Genomic DNA, 16244 nt, shown 5'->3' on the forward strand with positions numbered 1-16244 from the left:
AGGACTGGCGACGCGTCGCAACTCGATACGACAGGTGCCCGAAGGTGTTTCTGTCAGCCATCGCACTCGCCGCCACCGTGATCTATTGGCTGTGAGTCCTGACCCTAGGCTCGGTGTTGCTCACTGTGCCTTTTTGGCGACGTCGCGAGCGGCGGCGGCTCGGGCTGCTTTCACCAGTGGGTTTTCGTCGCGGGCCTTGCGCAGCGCTTCCATCTCCGGGCTGTCGGGGTCGACTGTTTCGGTCCAGTGTGGTGTGCGTGCGCGCTCTTCGGCCACGCGTTCGAGGTCAGCGCGGTCCCTGACCATGCGCGCGCTTTTGACAGCTTCGAAGTGCTTGGGCGTGTAGCCAGCGCGGGCGCAGATGGCATCGGCTTCTTCGGGCGTCAGCTTGGCGCGGCGGCGCTCGGCCTCCTGCTCTTCCAGCCGGGCCGCTTCCTTTTTGCGGTGGGCAATCTCGTCCTTGATCGGGCGCAAGGCACGCTCTGCCAAGATCACGATTTCAGCCGGGCTCGGGCGGCGCGGATGGGCGCGCATCCAATCGTGGAATGCGTTTTCCACGGCCCATGATGGCATATCCCGAAGGGCTAAGCGAAACTCGTTGTACATGTCGGCCCATTCTTCCTCCGTCCAATCTGGGATGAACCCGACGTTGCAGGCGACCTTTGCCAGCTTGAGGATCAATGTGTCGATTTCGGCCTTGTCAGTCTCCGAACGGACTGCGGCGGCCAGATCCAAGTTTGATCTCTCCCGATTCAATACGACGGAGTGTTTCTCGGAAAGCTGCGTCACTTCGGTGGTGCTGATCTCGTCTCGCATTTCGGCCTCCTGTGGGCGCTGGGGGTGTGTCGCTGGGCTGCAATGGGCCACGCGCCTTGAGCGCGGCGAACCGTTGCATCGGCTTGGTGAAGTATTTGAAAACTGTTGGTGGCTCGGCGCCGTTGCGGGATGCAGTGACCTCGGCAATGACGCCGATCACCTCGTCCCATGTCAGTCCAAGATCATCGCGCCATGCCCGGTACTCGGCCACGTCGGACATTCTGCCGAGCATCTGGCCGTTGGCGGTAATTGCGACGCCGCCCTCGGGCTTGAAGCCCATGGCCTCGAGTAGCATTTCGCGTTCGGTCAGATCGGTTTGCGGTGGTGGCGACCACGGCTCTGCCGGTGGTGTCGCGTCCGGTTTTTCGTCCATCCCATCGGCGGGATTTTCAGCCTCGCGTGCGTGCGCGCTACCACCACCACCCTCTTTACTTGGCCTCTTGGTTTCTTGGGTAGGATGTTCCGGGGTGGTATCCGCCGATGTATCCCCGGTTAAGGGTGGCTTCTTTTTTTTCAGTGGCTTATGGGAATTAACCTCCGATTCTATGTCGCCCGTTTGCGCGCCACCATGGCGCGTGAAAGCCTCGTTTTTTTTGATCAGGCCCGGCCCGCCGGTCACTTTGGGCCTTCAAAAACTTCTCCGTCTTGACGGCCTCACGACGCAATCTGACGCTCATCCATATCCCGCCTTCGATCACGAAGAAGGCTGCAAGTGACGGTCGCACACGGCGCCTCCACGTCTGTGGCGTCACGCGGGCGACGCGAGCCAGCTTCGGCGTCACGCGGGCGACGCGAGCCAGCTTCCTGTCGTCGTCTGGCAGATCGCAGGATTCGCGCGACCACATGGCCCACAAGAGCAGGTTAAAGGCCCCGACTTCATCGGCTGACAGGTCCAAGGTGTCGCGGACGAAGGCATCCCCCCACAACGGCAGCGCATATTTGGTTCGCGCTTTCGCGGCGTTGAATGTCATATCAGCACTCCCTGCCCTGCGCTGGCCCCGGCCTCGCGGTAGAGGCGACGCAGCACGGTTTCGCCCTGCCACTCGCGGTCCCAGACCAGCCAGGCGTTGCGCTGGGGCGGCGATCCACCCCCACGAAAGTCGATCTTCCATGTGCAGACGTAGGCGCGGCTGACCGGGAAGCGTTCGTGAATGGCGTCCATCCCGTTGATGCGGGCGGCGATCCAATCCCAATTCAGCAGCATCGCGGCATAGGTGATGCCCAAGGCCTCAATATGCTTGAGCCAGCGGCCATGCCCGGCGTGGGTCCTGGCCTCATTGTAGGGCTGGTTTTCCCTCATCTTGCGGAGCCACACCGCATCCACGGCTGCACCGACTCGCGGAAAAGTGCTGCGACGACAGTGATAGAGCGCTCCCACACAATCTTGATTCATGCTGGGGGAGGTTTTCACGGCTCGACGCCCTCGGCGGCTTGAACCGGCTCCGCACTGACCGTCTCTGTCCAGATGCTCAGTGGTACTCCGGCGCCGGTGCTAGACTCGATCCGCATCATCACGGCAAGCGACGGGATCCGGTTCTCGACAACAAGCTGATTGAAGAAGGTGCGGCTGATGCCAAACTCATCCACCCAAGGTTGCTGTGAACCTCTCGTCTGATGTTCAACATTTTCGGTCAGCCTCATTTTTAAGCCCCCGTTGCTTCGGTGGTACTTTGTTAGCTACCTGTTGCACGACCCGTCAACACAAAAAAGGCATTCTTTTCGTTCACAATGGCGATCTGCGGTGATATAGAGTTGCTCTAAGTAGCAAGGGGGCCACCATGCGCGTTCGCATAAAAGAGATCCGGCTTGAAAAAGGTATCAGTCAAAAAGAGCTCGCAGAAAGACTTCAAATAGCCCGCCCATATCTATCGCAACTGGAGCGCGGGGATCGGTCGCTGAACAGCGCCATCAAAGAGCGGATAGCCGACGCACTGGGTGTTGATCCTGATGAACTGATAGATCATGGCGCTCATGGGCTCAGCTCCGAAGAGACTTTAATTGAAGCATTTCGATCCATGAACGTCAGCCAACAGGACGTCTGGATGGATATGGCTCGGGCTGCATTGCGCCGCAGATAGCGCCCAACCCCTTAGGCTTACATTTCAAACCAAGACTTTAACCGCCTCTGAAGGCGGCCTTTCTACATATCACGCGCGACATTTAGCTACCTATTGCAATATATTTCACTTTGCAAAAGGTAGCTATATTGAGCAAGGATCTGTGTGTTTCCTGTTAAAGGAGTCAAAATGGCCAAGACATCAGCCACTTGGTTAAGAAGGCCAGCGCCCGAGGCTGATCCCACATCAAAGGCAAGGTGCGTTGCCCATCATGCGAAGAGGGCTCGAAAGCCATGAACACTACCACCGCGACGAAGCAAGAGCCCGCGCAGAAGAAATGCGAAGGCACCCGCGAGCCCACACGCGCGCAGCGCCGTGAAATCTCGCCGCGCTCGAATCTGTCTATGACGTGGATAACGAGCGCTACAGCGGCAACTATACCGATCGCGTGGTGGCCGAGGAAATCGGCGGCGGTGTCATGCCCGGCTGGGTCGCCAAGATCCGCGACGATGCCGACAGGCCCGCAGGCCGCAACGAGGAAACCGGCGCGCTCATGGACCAGCTCTCCAAGTTCAGCACCCAGGTCGATGTGGTGCTGAAAGGCGCAAAGGCGCAGATGCAGTCCGAGGTTGCCCGCGCGATCAAGGAGTACGAGCAGACCGTCGAGAAGAAGATGGCCGAGGTTTCGGCCCTGCGCGCCCGCATCGAGCGTGTCGAACAGACCTATGACATGAGGATGAAGTGATGGCCCGCTCGAAAATCTACGTTCGCATAGCCGAGATTCCGGCGCTCTACAGCATAGGGCGCGCGAAGGTCTATCGTCTGGCCAAGGCCTGGCGGCTGACAATCCACCGCCTGGACGGCGCGTCGCTGGTAAAGGCGGCTGACCTCGAAGCGCTGATCGAGGGGCGCGCATAGCGACGCCACACTTGGGGGGCTAATTGGGGGGCTACGAAAGCGGCCTCCTTTTTCGCGCCATTTAAATATGGCGTTTTAAGTTGGTTTGTGGTGCGGGTGAAGGGACTCGAACCCCCACGCCAAAGGCGCCAGAACCTAAATCTGGTGCGTCTACCAGTTCCGCCACACCCGCACAGGCGCCAAGCCCTCGAAAGGCGCAGCGCCAACCCCGTCTAGCGCAGCGCGCGGGGCGGCGCGAGGGGGAAAATCGCCACGCCGCGATAGTAGGCACAAAAAAGAGGACATTTACCGGATCTTGAGATATGCTGTGCGTAATAATGAGCAGATAAAAACACGGACATACGCCATGACGCCGAAAACGGCCGGGCGCGATCACGGGCAAATGACCCTTGAGGCCCCTTTGGAGCCTGCTGGAGTGCTATCCGGCAGTATAATTCTGACACTCGACGGGGAAATCCCGGTCGAGCATCTTTTGCCGGGTGACCGGATCATCACAAGGGACAGCGGCACGGCGGTGCTGACATCCGTGCACCGGCATGTGATGCGGGTGCGCGCCGTGCGGATCATGGCCGGATCGCTGGGCGACACGCGCCCTGACCGCGACGTGGTGCTGCCCGAGGGCCAGCAGGTGCTTGTGCGCGATTGGCGGGCGCAGGCTCTCTTTGGCCTGCGGCAGGCGGTGGCGCCGGCTCGTGCGCTGATCGACGGTGAGTTCATTGTCTCGGAGGGCCTCCAGACCATGACGCTGTTCGAACTGCGCTTCGACACACCCCATGTCTTTTACGCCGATGGGCTGGAATTGGCCTCACCTGCGATCACGTCGCGCCAGGACGCAAAGGCGCAGGGCGCGGCCTGAGCCGGGCCATGCGGTCAGACATCCAGCGCCGACAGGACCCCCGGCAGCGCATCGGGCAGATCCTCGGCAATCAGGCCGGGGCCGATCCGGCGCGCCGCCTCGACGTGCAGCCAAGCGGCCGTTTCGGCTGCGGCAAGCGGGCTCTGTCCTCGCGCCATCAGCCCCGTAATCAACCCGGCCAGCACATCGCCCGCCCCTGCGGTGGCAAGCCATGGCGCGGCCCGCGCACCGGTTGCCGTGTGGATGCTGCAACCGCCATCGGGCGCGGCGATCAGCGTCTCGGCCCCCTTGAGCAAGACGGTGCACCCCGCCCGCGCGGCCGCCGCGCGGACCATCGCGGCACGCGCCGACACATCGCCATGCGCCTGCAAACCCTCTGCCAGATCCGGGAACACACGGGCAAACTCGCCCATATGCGGCGTCAGTATGCAGCCGCCATGCAACCCACTCATCAGCGCAGGATCCTCGGCAAGGGCGGTCAGAGCATCCGCATCCAGCACCACCCCCTTTGCGGGCGCGCCCAAGGCCGCCCGCAAATGCGCCCCGGCCCGCGCCACGCCGAATCCGGGGCCAAGGCACAACGTGGTGAGCCTGGCATCTCGCAGCGCCGCCTCCAGCGCCTCGGCATCAGGGATACGCTTCAGCATGACCGCCGTTTCATGCGCCGCCACCTCAAGCTGCGCGGCCGGGGGCACACCCAGCGTGACCAGCCCCGCACCGATTCTAAGCGCGGCCCGCGCAGCCAGTCGGGCAGCGCCCGTGGCACCGGGCCCGCCCGACAGAACAAGCGCATGACCATAATCGTATTTGTGCGCGGCGCCTGACTTGCGCAGGCTTTGCACGCGCGCAGGGCTCATCGTGATGGTGCGGGGCGTGCGCTCCATTGGCAGTCTCCAGACGTAGGCGGGCGCACTCAGGGTGCCGTGCGCAACCAGTTCGTGCAAGCGATGCTGGCGACTCAATTCTGCCCACTAATTAGACATACCGCCTAATATTTCAGCAATCCATCAAAGATTTCTCACCCGCAATCCCCAGCCATAGCCCGCCCATTGAGCCCCCCGGCGCCACGTGGTTTCTCTGCACGGAACTTGCGACTTTGGAAGGAGCCGGGTGATGAAAAAGATCGAAGCGATCATCAAGCCGTTCAAGCTGGACGAAGTGAAGGAAGCCCTGCAAGACGCGGGCATCCAAGGCCTGAGTGTGATCGAGGTCAAGGGCTTCGGTCGCCAGAAAGGCCATACCGAGCTCTATCGCGGCGCAGAATATGTCGTCGATTTCCTGCCCAAGGTCAAAATCGACGTGGTGCTGGATGATGACCAGGTCGACGCCGCCATCGAGGCGATCATCGAGGCGGCCAAGACTGACAAGATTGGCGACGGCAAGATCTTTGTCAGCCCCGTCGAGCAAGCCGTTCGCATCCGCACCGGCGAAACAGGCTCGGACGCACTCTGAGCGCGAGCCAGCAAGCATACCCAAATGGAGGATCAAAACATGAGCGCATCTGATCTGCTCAAGACCATCAAGGACGAGGACGTCGAATATGTCGACATCCGCTTTACCGACACGCGCGGCCGCCTGCAGCACGTGACCATCGTTGCCGATCTGGTCGACGAGGATTTCATCGAAGAGGGCTTCATGTTCGATGGCTCGTCCATCGCGGGCTGGAAATCGATCGAAGCGTCGGACATGAAACTGATGATGGATACCGACACGGCCTACATCGACCCGTTCTACGCGGAAAAGACGATCTGCGTGCATTGCTCGATCGTCGAGCCTGACACGGGTGAGCCTTATGACCGCGACCCGCGCGGCACCGCCGAAAAGGCCGAGGCCTATCTGAAGTCGTCCGGCATCGGCGATTCTGCCTTCATGGGGCCCGAGGCCGAGTTTTTCCTCTTTGACAACGTGCGTTACTCGAACACCGTCAACAAGGTGTCCTATGAGGTCGACGCGCAGGACGGGTCGTGGAACACCGACACCGAATACGAGATGGGCAACATGGGCCACCGTCCGGGGCTGAAGGGCGGGTATTTCCCGACCAACCCGACCGATGACGCGCATGACATCCGCGCCGAAATGCTGAGCACGATGAAGCGTCTCGGCATGAAGGTGGACAAGCATCACCACGAAGTCGCGTCCTGCCAGCACGAGCTGGGCCTGATCTTTGGCACGCTGACCACGCAGGCCGACGAGTTGCAGAAATACAAATACGTGATCCACAACGTCGCGCAGGCCTATGGCAAGTCGGCAACCTTCATGCCCAAGCCGATCTATGGCGACAACGGCAGCGGCATGCACGTCAACATGTCGATCTGGAAGGACGGAAAGCCGCTGTTCGCAGGCGACAAATACGCAGATCTCAGCCAGGAAGCGCTGTGGTACATCGGCGGCATCCTCAAGCATGCCAAATCGCTCAACGCGTTCACAAACCCGACGACCAACAGCTACAAGCGTCTGGTGCCCGGCTTCGAGGCACCCGTGCTGCGCGCCTATTCCGCGCGCAACCGCTCGGGCTGCGTTCGTATCCCCTGGACCGAAAGCCCCAAGGCCAAGCGCGTCGAGGCTCGCTTTCCCGATCCGGCGGCGAACCCTTATCTGGCGTTTGCAGCCTTGCTCATGGCCGGTCTCGACGGGATCAAGAACAAGATCGACCCCGGCGAGGCGATGGACAAGAACCTCTACGATCTGCCCGCCGAAGAGCTGGAAGGCATCCCCACCGTCTGCGGCAGCCTGCGCGAAGCAGTGACCGAGTTGCAGGGTGATATGGACTACCTGCTCGCCGGTGACGTGTTTACCAAAGACCAGATCGAGGGTTACATCGAACTGAAGATGGAGGAAGTCCTGAAGTACGAAATGACGCCTCACCCGGTCGAATTTGGCCTGTATTACAGCTGCTAAGCCCTAATTCGGGTAGCAATCGGCGGCAGCGGCGCAGGAATGCGTCGCTGCCGTTTTCGTTTCAAACCTGCATACCTTTATTTTGACACAATCTCTCCACATTACCCTCTAGGTTGCACCGTCCTCTGGTGGCTGAAACAACAACAGGAACAGGTGTAACCATGCCAACGCGCCACTCTGGAACTGCGATCGTTTTGGAATTCTCCAGCCGCCCCGCGCTTGATTTTGGACAGATCGTGCGGGCCTTCGACACTACGATGCATCCATGCGGACCCGGCCCAAGGCAGATCACATGGGATGGCAATGATCTTGCCATCCTTTACAGGGGGCCTTTGCGGATCGCTCTTGGTTGGGTGAAACCATGCGATCGCAAGCCGTGCTGGTATCTGGTCATCGCAGCTGGCTCCTCGAAGGATGGCGACACCATGGAAACCGAGAGCGCCGCGTGGGATGCACTCGGGGACCGTATCGTCGCGCAGGTCGAGCGCATCATGCGGTTCGACAATGTGTTTCGCGGCCAGATCAGCCAGCCGATAGATGCCGACCTGATCGACCTGCTTACCGAACTCGTCCTGAGCACTCCGGCAGAAGATACCGCTGCCAAGCCCACCGATATCGACGAGGATGATCCCCAGTCATACGCATTCTGGTCTGCCCATGCCCTGCGGTCTCGCGCCGCGCCCGAGGTCAATGCCCCGCTCGACGGCACATGCGCCGAGCAGGATCGCATCCGTCAACTGCGCGAGATCATGGTTGCGCCGGACGACGAGGCGATCGGTATGTCGACGCATCTGATCATCTACTCGCTCTGCCTCGCATTGTTCCTGCAAGTGCCCAAAATCGGCGACGGGCTCTCCTTGAATGGCGTTTTCCAGAGCATGATGAGCGTGATCTGATCCCCGCGCCAGCTTCGGACTGCATGGGCGCCCCCGCCTCTTTTGCTGCCGAACTGTGGCGCAACCCTGTCTATCCGTGTTGGCTATAGGCACAGTGGTGCGCCGCCGTTAGACTGGTGGCATCTTTCAGTCACCTCCGGGATCATCATGCGCCTCATCGCCCTATCGTTTTTCGCAGCCCTCATCGCCGCCCCAGCGGCCAGCCAGTGCATCACATCCAAGGGTGCATTTGCGCAGTACAAACAGTCGTTGGCACAAACGGCGGCGGCGCAGGGCGTGGGACAGCGTGGGCAGCAGGCCCTGGCGCAAGCGGGGCTATCCAGCATCACCTGGCGATTCGAATCGCAGCCCTCCAGCCAGACGGGAACGTTGCAGGGCGATCCGGCGCAGTTTCTGGCCAAGCGGTCAGGCACCTCTGCCGCTGATTTCATCGCGCGCGTTCAGAACCGCATTGCGCGCAACCCCAATACATTTTCCGCGATCGAGCAGCGTTATGGGGTGCCGGCCAGTATTCTGGCCACGATCTGGGGCCTCGAAACCAGCTGGGGCGGCTATATGGGGAGCACCCCGATTGTCAGCGGCGCCGTGACACTAGCGTCCTATTGCCGCCGTTATCCGCGCTTTGTGCCGCATGCAGTTGCAGCGCTGCAACTGGTGGACAGAGGGGTCATCACGTCCAGCACCGGTGGTGGCCCGTCGGGCGAGCTGGGCCATATGCAATTCCTCGCGGGCAACTGGGCGCAATATGCGGTGGATGCAGATGGCAATGGCCGCGCTGATCCTTACGCGGCTGCCGATGCGCTTGCGACGGCCGCCAATATGCTGCGCGCGAACGGCTGGCGCGCCGGGCAACCCTTCGGCGAGGGCACTGCCAATTTCCGCGTCCTCGCGGCATGGAACGATTCCGGCAATTATCAACGCGCCATCGCCTACGCCGCCGAGCGTGTCCGCCGCTGATTGGGCGCGTGTTTGGAGCGACTTCACAGCAAGCCCCAAGCGCAAGGCTGGAACGGCGATGACCCGTCCCATGTCGCAGGGATTGGCTGGAGCGCTCCCTTTTAGCGTGTATACCGCATCATAGACACAATTTGATCCAAATCCCGTCCTGATTGCGCAGTTAACTGATTCCGTGGACAATCAACCGGATCAGGAAACATTATGCGCACGCTCTACTCAGGCACTGCTGCCGCCTTGCAGTTCTCTATCCCATTGCAGACAGGTTTCGACGACATCGTATGCGCTTTTCGCACAAGGCTTGCGGGCGGAGGGTGCGGACAGGTGCATATCACGCACGATTGCGAGGATGTCGCGATCCTCGATTGTGGTCCCATCCGTGTTGCTCTTGGTTGGGTCGAGCCCGGCCCGCGCCAGAGTGATTGGTATCTCGTGATCGCGGTAAGCCGCTCGCTTGGCGGCTACGGTTACATTGATGATCCTGCGCTAACCTCAATCGCCGAGAGCATCATCGACCAAGCCGGGGAGCACCTCGGAGCTGACAATGTGTTCAGGTGCAAGGTCGATCGCAAGGTCGATACCGATTTCATCGACTTCGTGACCGAGATGGTCCTCAACACAAGAGACGAGAGCGCCAAGCCGTCGTCAAATCATGATGAGGATCTGTCAAAACATCATGCCAGCTGGTCGCCCTATCTGTTGCAGGGCCACAGCATCGAGAAAGAACCGCCGCAACCGGCAGTCGAGGAAGAAGACACCGAGGAAGGCCGGCTGAAGCAGTTGCGCAAGGTGCTGACGGAAGTCGATCAGGAAAAGGCCATCAGCCTGCCCATGCATCTGACTCTCTACACCTTCAGCCTGTCGATGATGTTGCAGGTCCCCAGCGTCGGCGCCGCCCTTCTGGTCTATAATATCCTGAGGGAGGATTCCCTTCCCTTCCTGTGATGTCCACTCTTCCGGTAGGAATGACTGGCGGGGAAGGCCCCGCCCACTGTCGGTAGATCTAGCGACGAACCCGTAAAGGCGTGGGCAAGCCAAGCGGCAGGGCCGCCAAGCCAGCCAACGCAGCCTTTACACGGCCATGGCGCCCGTATGCCTGATCTCACCTTGCCGTGACAAGTGATCGGTTGGGGGTGCAAGCGGGGCCGCTGATGGCTACTCTCTAGGCAACACGCCAAGAGGATCCGCGCCGATGCCGACGACACGCCTTACATTTACCGGCCACGATGGCGCCGATTTGTCCGCACGGCTGGACCTGCCCGAGGGGCCGCATCTGGCCACGGCGCTCTTTGCGCATTGCTTTACCTGCTCCAAGGATATTCTCGCTGCGCGCCGCATCGCCGCGCGGCTGGCTGGCGCGGGCATTGGCGTGCTGCGTTTTGATTTCACCGGGCTGGGCCATTCGGAAGGCGAGTTCGAGAACACCACATTCACCTCCAACGTCGATGATCTGGTCTTGGCTGCCGGCGCGCTGGAGGCGCGCGGGATGGCGCCCAGCCTGTTGATCGGGCACTCCTTGGGCGGGGCGGCCGTGCTGCGGGTCGCGCGGCGCCTGCCCTCGGTCAAGGCGGTCACGACCATCGGCGCGCCCTTCGATCCGGGCCATGTCACCCATAATTTCGCAGGCGCACTCGACCGGATCGCCGCCGACGGCAGCGCCGAGGTGGACCTTGGCGGGCGCCCCATCCGCATTGGACACGCCTTTGTCGAGGATGTCAGCGCCGCCGCGCTTGCTCCCGATATTGCCCAGCTGGGCAAGGCCCTGTTGATCCTGCACGCCCCTCTTGATGCGGTGGTCGGCATCGACAACGCCGCCGAGATTTTCCGCGCCGCGCGCCATCCCAAGAGCTTTGTGACCCTTGGCACGGCCGATCACCTGATCACCGGCCCCAAGGATGCCGAATACGCCGCCGGGGTGATCGCCGCCTGGAGCGCGCGCTATCTCGACCTGCGGGCACCGGCCCCGCCGCCCGGCGCGCCCGAGGGGATCGTGCGCGTCAGCGAGGCGGACAGGGAAGGGTTTTTGCAAGACATCAATTCCGGCCCGCATCATCACGCCGTCGCGGACGAACCGCTGGCCTATGGTGGCACCGACCGGGGCATGTCGCCCTACGGCTTCTTGTCCGCGGGCCTTGGCGCCTGCACTTCGATGACGATCCGCATGTATGCGCGGCGCAAGGAATGGCCGCTGGCCCATGTGCGCGTCGATGTCAGCCACGAGAAGGTCCATGCGCAGGATGCGGGCGGCGTCACACCCGAGAAGATCGACCGCTTTATCCGCACCGTCTTCCTTGAAGGCGATCTGGACGCCGAGCAGCGCGCGCGCCTGCTGGAGATTGCCGATAAATGCCCGGTGCACCGGACCCTTGAGGCAACATCGCAGATCGTGACGCAGGCGGGGTAGGCCCCTGCCCTGCCTTGGCATCGAGGCGCGCGCGGGCTAAACCCCGCGCAACCGCCACCCAAACCCGAGGCCTGCCCCATGATTCCCCGCTATTCCCGCCCCGAAATGGTCGCCATCTGGTCGCCCGAGACGAAATTCCGCATCTGGTACGAGATCGAGGCGCATGCCTGCGACGCGATGGCCGATCTGGGCGTCATCCCCCGCGCCAATGCCGAGGCGGTATGGAAAGCCAAGGACGTGGAATTCGACGTGGCCCGCATCGATGAGATCGAGGCCGTGACCAAGCATGACGTCATCGCCTTTCTGACGCATCTGGCAGAGCATGTGGGCAGTGACGAGGCGCGCTTTGTCCATCAGGGCATGACGTCCTCGGACGTTCTGGACACCTGCTTCAACGTGCAGCTGGTGCGCGCCAGCGACATTCTGATCGATGATATGAAGGCGCTTCTGGCCGCGCTCAAGCGCCGCGCCCACGAGCATAAGGACACCGTCCGCATCGGCCGCAGCCACGGCATCCATGCCGAGCCGACAACCATGGGCCTGACCTTCGCGCGCTTTTACGCCGAGATGGACCGCAACCTGAACCGGCTGGAAAAGGCCCGCTCCGAAATCGCCACCGGCGCGATTTCCGGTGCTGTCGGCACCTTCGCCAACATCGACCCCGCCGTTGAAGAGCATGTCTGCAAGCAGTTGGGCCTCGAGCCCGAGCCGATCAGCACGCAGGTCATCCCGCGCGACCGTCACGCCGCGTTCTTTGCCGCGCTGGGTGTGGTCGCCAGCAGCATCGAGAACATCGCGATCGAGATCCGCCACATGCAACGTACCGAGGTTCTGGAGGCCGAGGAGTTCTTCAGCGCCGGCCAAAAAGGCAGCAGCGCGATGCCGCACAAGCGCAACCCGGTGCTGAGCGAAAACCTGACTGGCCTTGCCCGCCTCGTCCGCATGGCAGTCGTGCCAGCGATGGAGAACGTGGCACTCTGGCACGAGCGCGACATCTCGCACTCCTCGGTCGAGCGCAACATCGGCCCCGACGCCACGATCACGCTCGATTTCGCGCTGGCGCGCCTGACTGGACTGGTCGACAAGCTGGTGATCTATCCCGACAACATGCTGGCCAACATGCATAAATTCCGCGGCCTCGTGATGTCGCAGCGCGTTCTTCTGGCCCTGACGCAGGTCGGCGTCAGCCGCGAGGACGCCTACAAGCTGGTCCAGCGCAACGCCATGAAGGTCTGGGAAGAAGGCAAGGATTTCAAGACCGAGCTTTTGGGCGACGCCGATGTGCTCAAGGTGCTGACCGCCGCGCAGATCGAAGAGAAATTCGATCTGGACTACCATACCAAGCATGTCGACACGATCTTTGCGCGCGTTTTCAAGGACTGAAACCCGAAAGACCTGAGACCAAGCGCCGCACCTGCGAAAAAGTGATTAGGTGGCGTGGGGGAATTGCAGTTACCCTTACGTCATTCATTAAACAGGAGGCACTTGATATGAAGACTTTCGGAGTAGCACTTGTTCTGACACTGGCACCCACGTTGTCGATGGCCATGGATTGCAAACACAGCAAGAGCACGCAGGCCATGTCATGCGCCGAAGGCAGCACCTATGACGCAGATGCCAAGGCATGCCTGCCCGTCAGCAGCTGATCCACTGATCTTGCGGCTCGCCCGGCAGGGCGGGCCGTGGTCAGACGCATTGGGCCGGTATTTCCGGTTCCGTTTTTATGCGCTGTAGCGTTTGCGTTTTAGACATTTCTTCACTCTTGGCAGTCTAGCATCGTGTCAATGCCCGCATGGGCCCGCACGAGGACCGACATGAGCCAACCCACCCCGCTTGCCCGCATCGCGCCACCATCCCAGCCGCGCGCGGTTACCGCTGCGCGTCTGACACGGCGTCAGAAGGCGGCTATCATTGTGCGTTTTCTGCTCAATGAGGGGGCAGATGTGCGGCTTTCGGACTTGCCCGACGCATTGCAAGGCACGCTGACCGCGCAGATGGGATCCATGCGCTACGTCGACCGCACGACGCTCATTTCAGTCGTGACCGAATTCGCGGCCGAGCTTGAGGCGATGGGCCTCACCTTTCCCCACGGCATGGCCGGTGCGCTGACGGCGCTTGATGGGCGCATCAGCCCGCAAACGGCGGCGCGCCTGCGCAAGGAGGCGGGCGTGCGCCAGTTCGGTGACCCATGGGAGCAGGTGCGCGCCGCCGATGTCGATGATCTGGTGCCCATCGTGCAGGCCGAAGGAACCGATGGTCTGTCGCATGGCGTTGCATGGCGTCCAAACTTTGCACTACAACTCAACGCAGTAAGGGGAGAGCTGTCGCATGGTGCCACATGCTGCCCCTGGGAAGCGCACCCCCGCCTGGGGGAGCAGCTGGGGGAGCAGGATGAAGCTGACTGCGGTAGGGATACGGAAGGCGCCAGACGGCAAGCTCGAGGATGGGGCCGGTTTGAGGCTCGTCAAGCGCGGCGCCGGCGGGTATTGGGTTTATCGCTTCTCGATCTTCGGGAGGCGCAAGGAAATGGGCCTCGGCGCCTGGCCAGCCGTCAGCCTGGCCGATGCGCGCAAGGCCCGCGACCAATGGGCAGCCGAAGTGCGCGCGGGACGCGATCCGCTCCAGGTGCGCGAGGAACAAGCCAAAGCCGCAGCGATAAATGCCCAGCGCGTCGATCCGACCTTTGCGGATATGGTGGCTGCGGTATTCGAGGCGCGAAAAGCGACGCTGCGCGGCGACGGGACGCGCGGCCGGTGGCTCAGCCCGCTCGCTACGCACATCATCCCCAAGATCGGCGCCAAGCCAATCTCCAAGATCACGATCCGCGACGTCCAGGAAGCGATGGCACCGATCTGGCACACCAAACCGGCCGTCGCAGAAAAGGCCTATTCTCGCACGCGCCTGGTGTTCACCAAAGCCCGGCTCATGGGATACGACTGCGAGCCCTTCACAGTGGAAGCGGCGAAGGAACTGCTCGGCGAGGTGGATTATACGCCGACGCCCCTGGCCGCGACCCCTTGGCAGGAAATCCCAGCCCTTTACGAGCGCCTCAATACGAGAGGCGACGTGGCGCAATGCCTGCGCTGGATCATTCTGACGCTGGTGCGATCGGACAGCGCGTGCGGCGCCAGGTTCAGCGAAGTGGACGGAGCCGTGTGGACCGTGCCGAAGGAACGCATCAAGGGGATGCGCCGAAAGGTTACGGAGTTTCGCGTGCCCCTATCGGAACCGGCGATCGCGTTGCTAGAACAGCAAGCGCAGATCCGCGACGATCTGATCTTTGCCGCGAGGCGCGGCAACTCCGTCACTTCGCGCGGGTTGGAGAAACACCTCGATGCGCTGGGCGAGATTGGGCGGCCGCATGGTTTCCGGACCAGCTTTCGCACATGGGTGCAGGACACCGATGCCTGCAGCTACGAGGTGGCCGAAACGGTGCTGAACCACACGATCCACTCCAAGGTGGCCAAATCCTACGCCCGATCGGACCTCCTCGATCGCAGAGCGATCGTCATGGAGAAATGGGCCCGGTTTGTCACCGGCCAGGCATCCGCCACAGTGACCAAGCTCCACAAGTAGGCCCAGCGCACGGATCGGCCCTCCAGAACAGGAGCGCCGCATGAAACGCAAGACGCTGCACCTCCCGGTCAAAGCCGAATACTTCTATCAGATCCAGAGTGGCGCCAAGACCGAGGAATTCCGTCTGGTCACGCCCTACTGGACCAAGCGCATCGAAGGCAAAGACTTTGACCAGATCGAGATCATTCTCGGCTATCCGGCCAAGGCCGACACCGAACGCCGGATGAAACGGCCCTGGCGGGGCTATCGCAGGACCACAATCACGCATCCCGAATTCGGACCCGAGCTCGTCGAGGTCTACGCGATCCGCATAGACCAGGGGGAGCCGCAATGAACACGCTGGACAAGCTCTCCACCTATCTCGAGGCGATCGCGCGAGCCGAGACGCTCGAGGACGCCCAGCGCGACGCGCGTATGGCGCTGCAAGTTTACAAGAAGTCACCGGAAGCCAACAGAAAGGTATTGATCAGGAAATGACCCAGACGCCCAGGAAATCGGGCCACACTGTCGAAGGCAAGTGGTCCGTTGACGAAGATGACGAGCTCACACGCCGTTATTTTGCCGGCGAGAAATGGCAGGAAATCGCGGGTGCGATGAATAGAACCATCTCCTCATGCCTCGGCAGGGCGACGACCCTGAGCCTCGCCAGAAAAAAACGCTCCATGCACAGAAGAAAGGTAAGATCAGAATGAACCAGCCGCCCATTCACCAGATGCGCCCGCCGAAAAACCCGCGCGACCGCAAGGCGAATATCTCGCGCATTGTCGGATACACAAATACGGCCCGCAAAGGCACAGTGCCGCTGACACTGCCGCCCCCCCCTTGGGAAAAACCGCAAGGTACGTCCGACAACTAAGACTGGAAGAAGG

General features: G+C 61.6%; 24 protein-coding genes, 1 tRNA gene and 2 pseudogenes. 19 read left to right on the forward strand and 8 right to left on the reverse strand.

Features of this window, described 5'->3' with window-relative positions:
• A pseudogene (locus tag V8352_RS13325) lies at positions 1-95 on the forward strand (IS5/IS1182 family transposase); the annotation flags it as partial.
• Between the two features lie 25 nt (positions 96-120).
• Here V8352_RS13325 and V8352_RS13330 read toward each other — a convergent pair.
• The 5 genes from V8352_RS13330 to V8352_RS13350 all read right to left on the reverse strand — a co-directional run bounded on the left by V8352_RS13330 (position 121) and on the right by V8352_RS13350 (position 2457).
• A complete protein-coding gene (locus tag V8352_RS13330) occupies positions 121-735 on the reverse strand; it encodes a hypothetical protein (RefSeq protein ID WP_336424788.1) in 615 nt (204 codons plus the stop codon).
• Complete coding sequence (locus V8352_RS13335; RefSeq protein ID WP_336424789.1) at positions 701-1189, reverse strand: hypothetical protein; 489 nt, start codon at positions 1187-1189, stop codon at positions 701-703. The genes V8352_RS13330 and V8352_RS13335 overlap by 35 nt, the downstream gene beginning before the upstream one ends.
• Before the next feature lie 157 nt (positions 1190-1346).
• Positions 1347-1787, reverse strand: coding sequence for a DUF1376 domain-containing protein (locus V8352_RS13340; protein WP_336424790.1), 441 nt, complete (start codon positions 1785-1787; stop codon positions 1347-1349).
• Complete coding sequence (locus V8352_RS13345) at positions 1784-2116, reverse strand: hypothetical protein (protein ID WP_336424791.1); 333 nt, start codon at positions 2114-2116, stop codon at positions 1784-1786. The genes V8352_RS13340 and V8352_RS13345 overlap by 4 nt, the downstream gene beginning before the upstream one ends.
• A gap of 107 nt (positions 2117-2223) precedes the next feature.
• The gene (locus V8352_RS13350; protein ID WP_336424792.1) at positions 2224-2457 is read right to left on the reverse strand and encodes a hypothetical protein; all 234 of its coding nucleotides are present in this window, start codon (positions 2455-2457) and stop codon (positions 2224-2226) included.
• 137 nt (positions 2458-2594) lie between these two features.
• On the opposite strand from V8352_RS13350, the gene V8352_RS13355 reads away from it, so the two are divergent.
• The 3 genes from V8352_RS13355 to V8352_RS13365 all read left to right on the forward strand — a co-directional run bounded on the left by V8352_RS13355 (position 2595) and on the right by V8352_RS13365 (position 3791).
• The gene (locus V8352_RS13355) at positions 2595-2894 is read left to right on the forward strand and encodes a helix-turn-helix domain-containing protein (RefSeq protein ID WP_336424793.1); all 300 of its coding nucleotides are present in this window, start codon (positions 2595-2597) and stop codon (positions 2892-2894) included.
• A 388-nt stretch (positions 2895-3282) separates the two neighbouring features.
• Positions 3283-3618, forward strand: a complete 336-nt coding sequence (locus V8352_RS13360; RefSeq protein WP_336424794.1) for a hypothetical protein — start codon at positions 3283-3285, stop codon at positions 3616-3618.
• Complete coding sequence (locus V8352_RS13365; RefSeq protein WP_336424795.1) at positions 3618-3791, forward strand: hypothetical protein; 174 nt, start codon at positions 3618-3620, stop codon at positions 3789-3791. Before V8352_RS13360 ends, V8352_RS13365 begins: the two co-directional genes overlap by 1 nt.
• Before the next feature lie 88 nt (positions 3792-3879).
• Here the strand turns inward: V8352_RS13365 and V8352_RS13370 are convergent.
• A tRNA-Leu gene (locus tag V8352_RS13370) sits at positions 3880-3963 on the reverse strand.
• Between the two features lie 174 nt (positions 3964-4137).
• Here V8352_RS13370 and V8352_RS13375 point away from each other — a divergent pair.
• Positions 4138-4647 (forward strand): Hint domain-containing protein, encoded by a 510-nt coding sequence (locus V8352_RS13375; protein WP_336424796.1) that lies wholly within the window; start codon positions 4138-4140, stop codon positions 4645-4647.
• Between the two features lie 14 nt (positions 4648-4661).
• Here the strand turns inward: V8352_RS13375 and V8352_RS13380 are convergent, their stop codons facing one another.
• The gene (locus tag V8352_RS13380; RefSeq protein WP_442971031.1) at positions 4662-5531 is read right to left on the reverse strand and encodes an NAD(P)H-hydrate dehydratase; all 870 of its coding nucleotides are present in this window, start codon (positions 5529-5531) and stop codon (positions 4662-4664) included.
• A 229-nt stretch (positions 5532-5760) separates the two neighbouring features.
• Here V8352_RS13380 and V8352_RS13385 point away from each other — a divergent pair, with 229 nt between their 5' ends.
• The 9 genes and pseudogenes from V8352_RS13385 to V8352_RS13425 form a co-directional block, all read left to right on the forward strand.
• The gene (locus tag V8352_RS13385) at positions 5761-6099 is read left to right on the forward strand and encodes a P-II family nitrogen regulator (protein ID WP_336424797.1); all 339 of its coding nucleotides are present in this window, start codon (positions 5761-5763) and stop codon (positions 6097-6099) included.
• 39 nt (positions 6100-6138) lie between these two features.
• Positions 6139-7545 carry a type I glutamate--ammonia ligase gene (gene glnA, locus V8352_RS13390; RefSeq protein ID WP_336424798.1) on the forward strand — a complete coding sequence of 469 codons (1407 nt, stop codon included), beginning with the start codon at positions 6139-6141 and terminating at the stop codon, positions 7543-7545.
• 161 nt (positions 7546-7706) lie between these two features.
• Positions 7707-8441: a hypothetical protein gene (locus V8352_RS13395; RefSeq protein ID WP_336424799.1), complete on the forward strand. Its 735-nt coding sequence runs from the start codon at positions 7707-7709 to the stop codon at positions 8439-8441.
• 147 nt (positions 8442-8588) lie between these two features.
• Complete coding sequence (locus tag V8352_RS13400) at positions 8589-9398, forward strand: lytic murein transglycosylase (protein WP_336424800.1); 810 nt, start codon at positions 8589-8591, stop codon at positions 9396-9398.
• 321 nt (positions 9399-9719) lie between these two features.
• Positions 9720-10340, forward strand: a complete 621-nt coding sequence (locus V8352_RS13405; RefSeq protein WP_336424801.1) for a hypothetical protein — start codon at positions 9720-9722, stop codon at positions 10338-10340.
• A 247-nt stretch (positions 10341-10587) separates the two neighbouring features.
• The gene (locus tag V8352_RS13410) at positions 10588-11799 is read left to right on the forward strand and encodes a bifunctional alpha/beta hydrolase/OsmC family protein (RefSeq protein ID WP_336424802.1); all 1212 of its coding nucleotides are present in this window, start codon (positions 10588-10590) and stop codon (positions 11797-11799) included.
• Between the two features lie 78 nt (positions 11800-11877).
• Positions 11878-13182 carry an adenylosuccinate lyase gene (purB, locus tag V8352_RS13415; protein WP_336424803.1) on the forward strand — a complete coding sequence of 435 codons (1305 nt, stop codon included), beginning with the start codon at positions 11878-11880 and terminating at the stop codon, positions 13180-13182.
• A gap of 107 nt (positions 13183-13289) precedes the next feature.
• The gene (locus tag V8352_RS13420; protein ID WP_336424804.1) at positions 13290-13445 is read left to right on the forward strand and encodes a hypothetical protein; all 156 of its coding nucleotides are present in this window, start codon (positions 13290-13292) and stop codon (positions 13443-13445) included.
• A 168-nt stretch (positions 13446-13613) separates the two neighbouring features.
• Positions 13614-13931 (forward strand): annotated as a pseudogene (locus V8352_RS13425) (flagellar motor switch protein FliG); the annotation flags it as partial.
• Here V8352_RS13425 and V8352_RS21965 read toward each other — a convergent pair.
• The gene (locus tag V8352_RS21965) at positions 13833-14066 is read right to left on the reverse strand and encodes a hypothetical protein (RefSeq protein WP_442971032.1); all 234 of its coding nucleotides are present in this window, start codon (positions 14064-14066) and stop codon (positions 13833-13835) included. The pseudogene V8352_RS13425 and the gene V8352_RS21965 overlap by 99 nt on opposite strands.
• A gap of 124 nt (positions 14067-14190) precedes the next feature.
• Between V8352_RS21965 and V8352_RS13430 the strand changes: the two genes are divergently transcribed.
• The 5 genes from V8352_RS13430 to V8352_RS13450 are packed head-to-tail and all read left to right on the forward strand — an operon-like array spanning position 14191 to position 16231.
• Positions 14191-15375, forward strand: coding sequence for a tyrosine-type recombinase/integrase (locus V8352_RS13430; RefSeq protein WP_336424805.1), 1185 nt, complete (start codon positions 14191-14193; stop codon positions 15373-15375).
• 40 nt (positions 15376-15415) lie between these two features.
• Positions 15416-15709 carry an ASCH domain-containing protein gene (locus V8352_RS13435; protein ID WP_336424806.1) on the forward strand — a complete coding sequence of 98 codons (294 nt, stop codon included), beginning with the start codon at positions 15416-15418 and terminating at the stop codon, positions 15707-15709.
• Complete coding sequence (locus V8352_RS13440) at positions 15706-15852, forward strand: hypothetical protein (protein WP_336424807.1); 147 nt, start codon at positions 15706-15708, stop codon at positions 15850-15852. Before V8352_RS13435 ends, V8352_RS13440 begins: the two co-directional genes overlap by 4 nt.
• Positions 15849-16067, forward strand: a complete 219-nt coding sequence (locus V8352_RS13445) for a hypothetical protein (protein WP_336424808.1) — start codon at positions 15849-15851, stop codon at positions 16065-16067. Before V8352_RS13440 ends, V8352_RS13445 begins: the two co-directional genes overlap by 4 nt.
• Positions 16064-16231 (forward strand): hypothetical protein, encoded by a 168-nt coding sequence (locus tag V8352_RS13450; RefSeq protein WP_336424809.1) that lies wholly within the window; start codon positions 16064-16066, stop codon positions 16229-16231. Before V8352_RS13445 ends, V8352_RS13450 begins: the two co-directional genes overlap by 4 nt.
• The last annotated feature ends 13 nt before the right edge of the window (positions 16232-16244 follow it).

It is taken from the genome of Roseovarius sp. D0-M9, assembly GCF_037083805.1.
Lineage (GTDB): Bacteria > Pseudomonadota > Alphaproteobacteria > Rhodobacterales > Rhodobacteraceae > Roseovarius.

What these genes read in the sequence shown, in the direction of transcription:
- V8352_RS13375 (WP_336424796.1), top strand. Translation starts at nt 4,138, where the DNA reads ATGACGCCGAAAACGGCCGGGCGCGATCACGGGCAAATGACCCTTGAG.
- V8352_RS21965 (WP_442971032.1), bottom strand. Translation starts at nt 14,066, where the DNA reads ATGCGACAGACCATCGGTTCCTTCGGCCTGCACGATGGGCACCAGATC.
- V8352_RS13340 (WP_336424790.1), bottom strand. Translation starts at nt 1,787, where the DNA reads ATGACATTCAACGCCGCGAAAGCGCGAACCAAATATGCGCTGCCGTTG.
- V8352_RS13380 (WP_442971031.1), bottom strand. Translation starts at nt 5,531, where the DNA reads ATGGAGCGCACGCCCCGCACCATCACGATGAGCCCTGCGCGCGTGCAA.
- V8352_RS13435 (WP_336424806.1), top strand. Translation starts at nt 15,416, where the DNA reads ATGAAACGCAAGACGCTGCACCTCCCGGTCAAAGCCGAATACTTCTAT.
- V8352_RS13365 (WP_336424795.1), top strand. Translation starts at nt 3,618, where the DNA reads ATGGCCCGCTCGAAAATCTACGTTCGCATAGCCGAGATTCCGGCGCTC.
- V8352_RS13440 (WP_336424807.1), top strand. Translation starts at nt 15,706, where the DNA reads ATGAACACGCTGGACAAGCTCTCCACCTATCTCGAGGCGATCGCGCGA.
- V8352_RS13355 (WP_336424793.1), top strand. Translation starts at nt 2,595, where the DNA reads ATGCGCGTTCGCATAAAAGAGATCCGGCTTGAAAAAGGTATCAGTCAA.
- glnA (WP_336424798.1), top strand. Translation starts at nt 6,139, where the DNA reads ATGAGCGCATCTGATCTGCTCAAGACCATCAAGGACGAGGACGTCGAA.
- V8352_RS13450 (WP_336424809.1), top strand. Translation starts at nt 16,064, where the DNA reads ATGAACCAGCCGCCCATTCACCAGATGCGCCCGCCGAAAAACCCGCGC.
- V8352_RS13335 (WP_336424789.1), bottom strand. Translation starts at nt 1,189, where the DNA reads ATGGACGAAAAACCGGACGCGACACCACCGGCAGAGCCGTGGTCGCCA.
- V8352_RS13430 (WP_336424805.1), top strand. Translation starts at nt 14,191, where the DNA reads ATGAAGCTGACTGCGGTAGGGATACGGAAGGCGCCAGACGGCAAGCTC.
- V8352_RS13395 (WP_336424799.1), top strand. Translation starts at nt 7,707, where the DNA reads ATGCCAACGCGCCACTCTGGAACTGCGATCGTTTTGGAATTCTCCAGC.
- purB (WP_336424803.1), top strand. Translation starts at nt 11,878, where the DNA reads ATGATTCCCCGCTATTCCCGCCCCGAAATGGTCGCCATCTGGTCGCCC.
- V8352_RS13345 (WP_336424791.1), bottom strand. Translation starts at nt 2,116, where the DNA reads ATGAGGGAAAACCAGCCCTACAATGAGGCCAGGACCCACGCCGGGCAT.
- V8352_RS13410 (WP_336424802.1), top strand. Translation starts at nt 10,588, where the DNA reads ATGCCGACGACACGCCTTACATTTACCGGCCACGATGGCGCCGATTTG.
- V8352_RS13420 (WP_336424804.1), top strand. Translation starts at nt 13,290, where the DNA reads ATGAAGACTTTCGGAGTAGCACTTGTTCTGACACTGGCACCCACGTTG.
- V8352_RS13400 (WP_336424800.1), top strand. Translation starts at nt 8,589, where the DNA reads ATGCGCCTCATCGCCCTATCGTTTTTCGCAGCCCTCATCGCCGCCCCA.
- V8352_RS13385 (WP_336424797.1), top strand. Translation starts at nt 5,761, where the DNA reads ATGAAAAAGATCGAAGCGATCATCAAGCCGTTCAAGCTGGACGAAGTG.
- V8352_RS13350 (WP_336424792.1), bottom strand. Translation starts at nt 2,457, where the DNA reads ATGAGGCTGACCGAAAATGTTGAACATCAGACGAGAGGTTCACAGCAA.
- V8352_RS13445 (WP_336424808.1), top strand. Translation starts at nt 15,849, where the DNA reads ATGACCCAGACGCCCAGGAAATCGGGCCACACTGTCGAAGGCAAGTGG.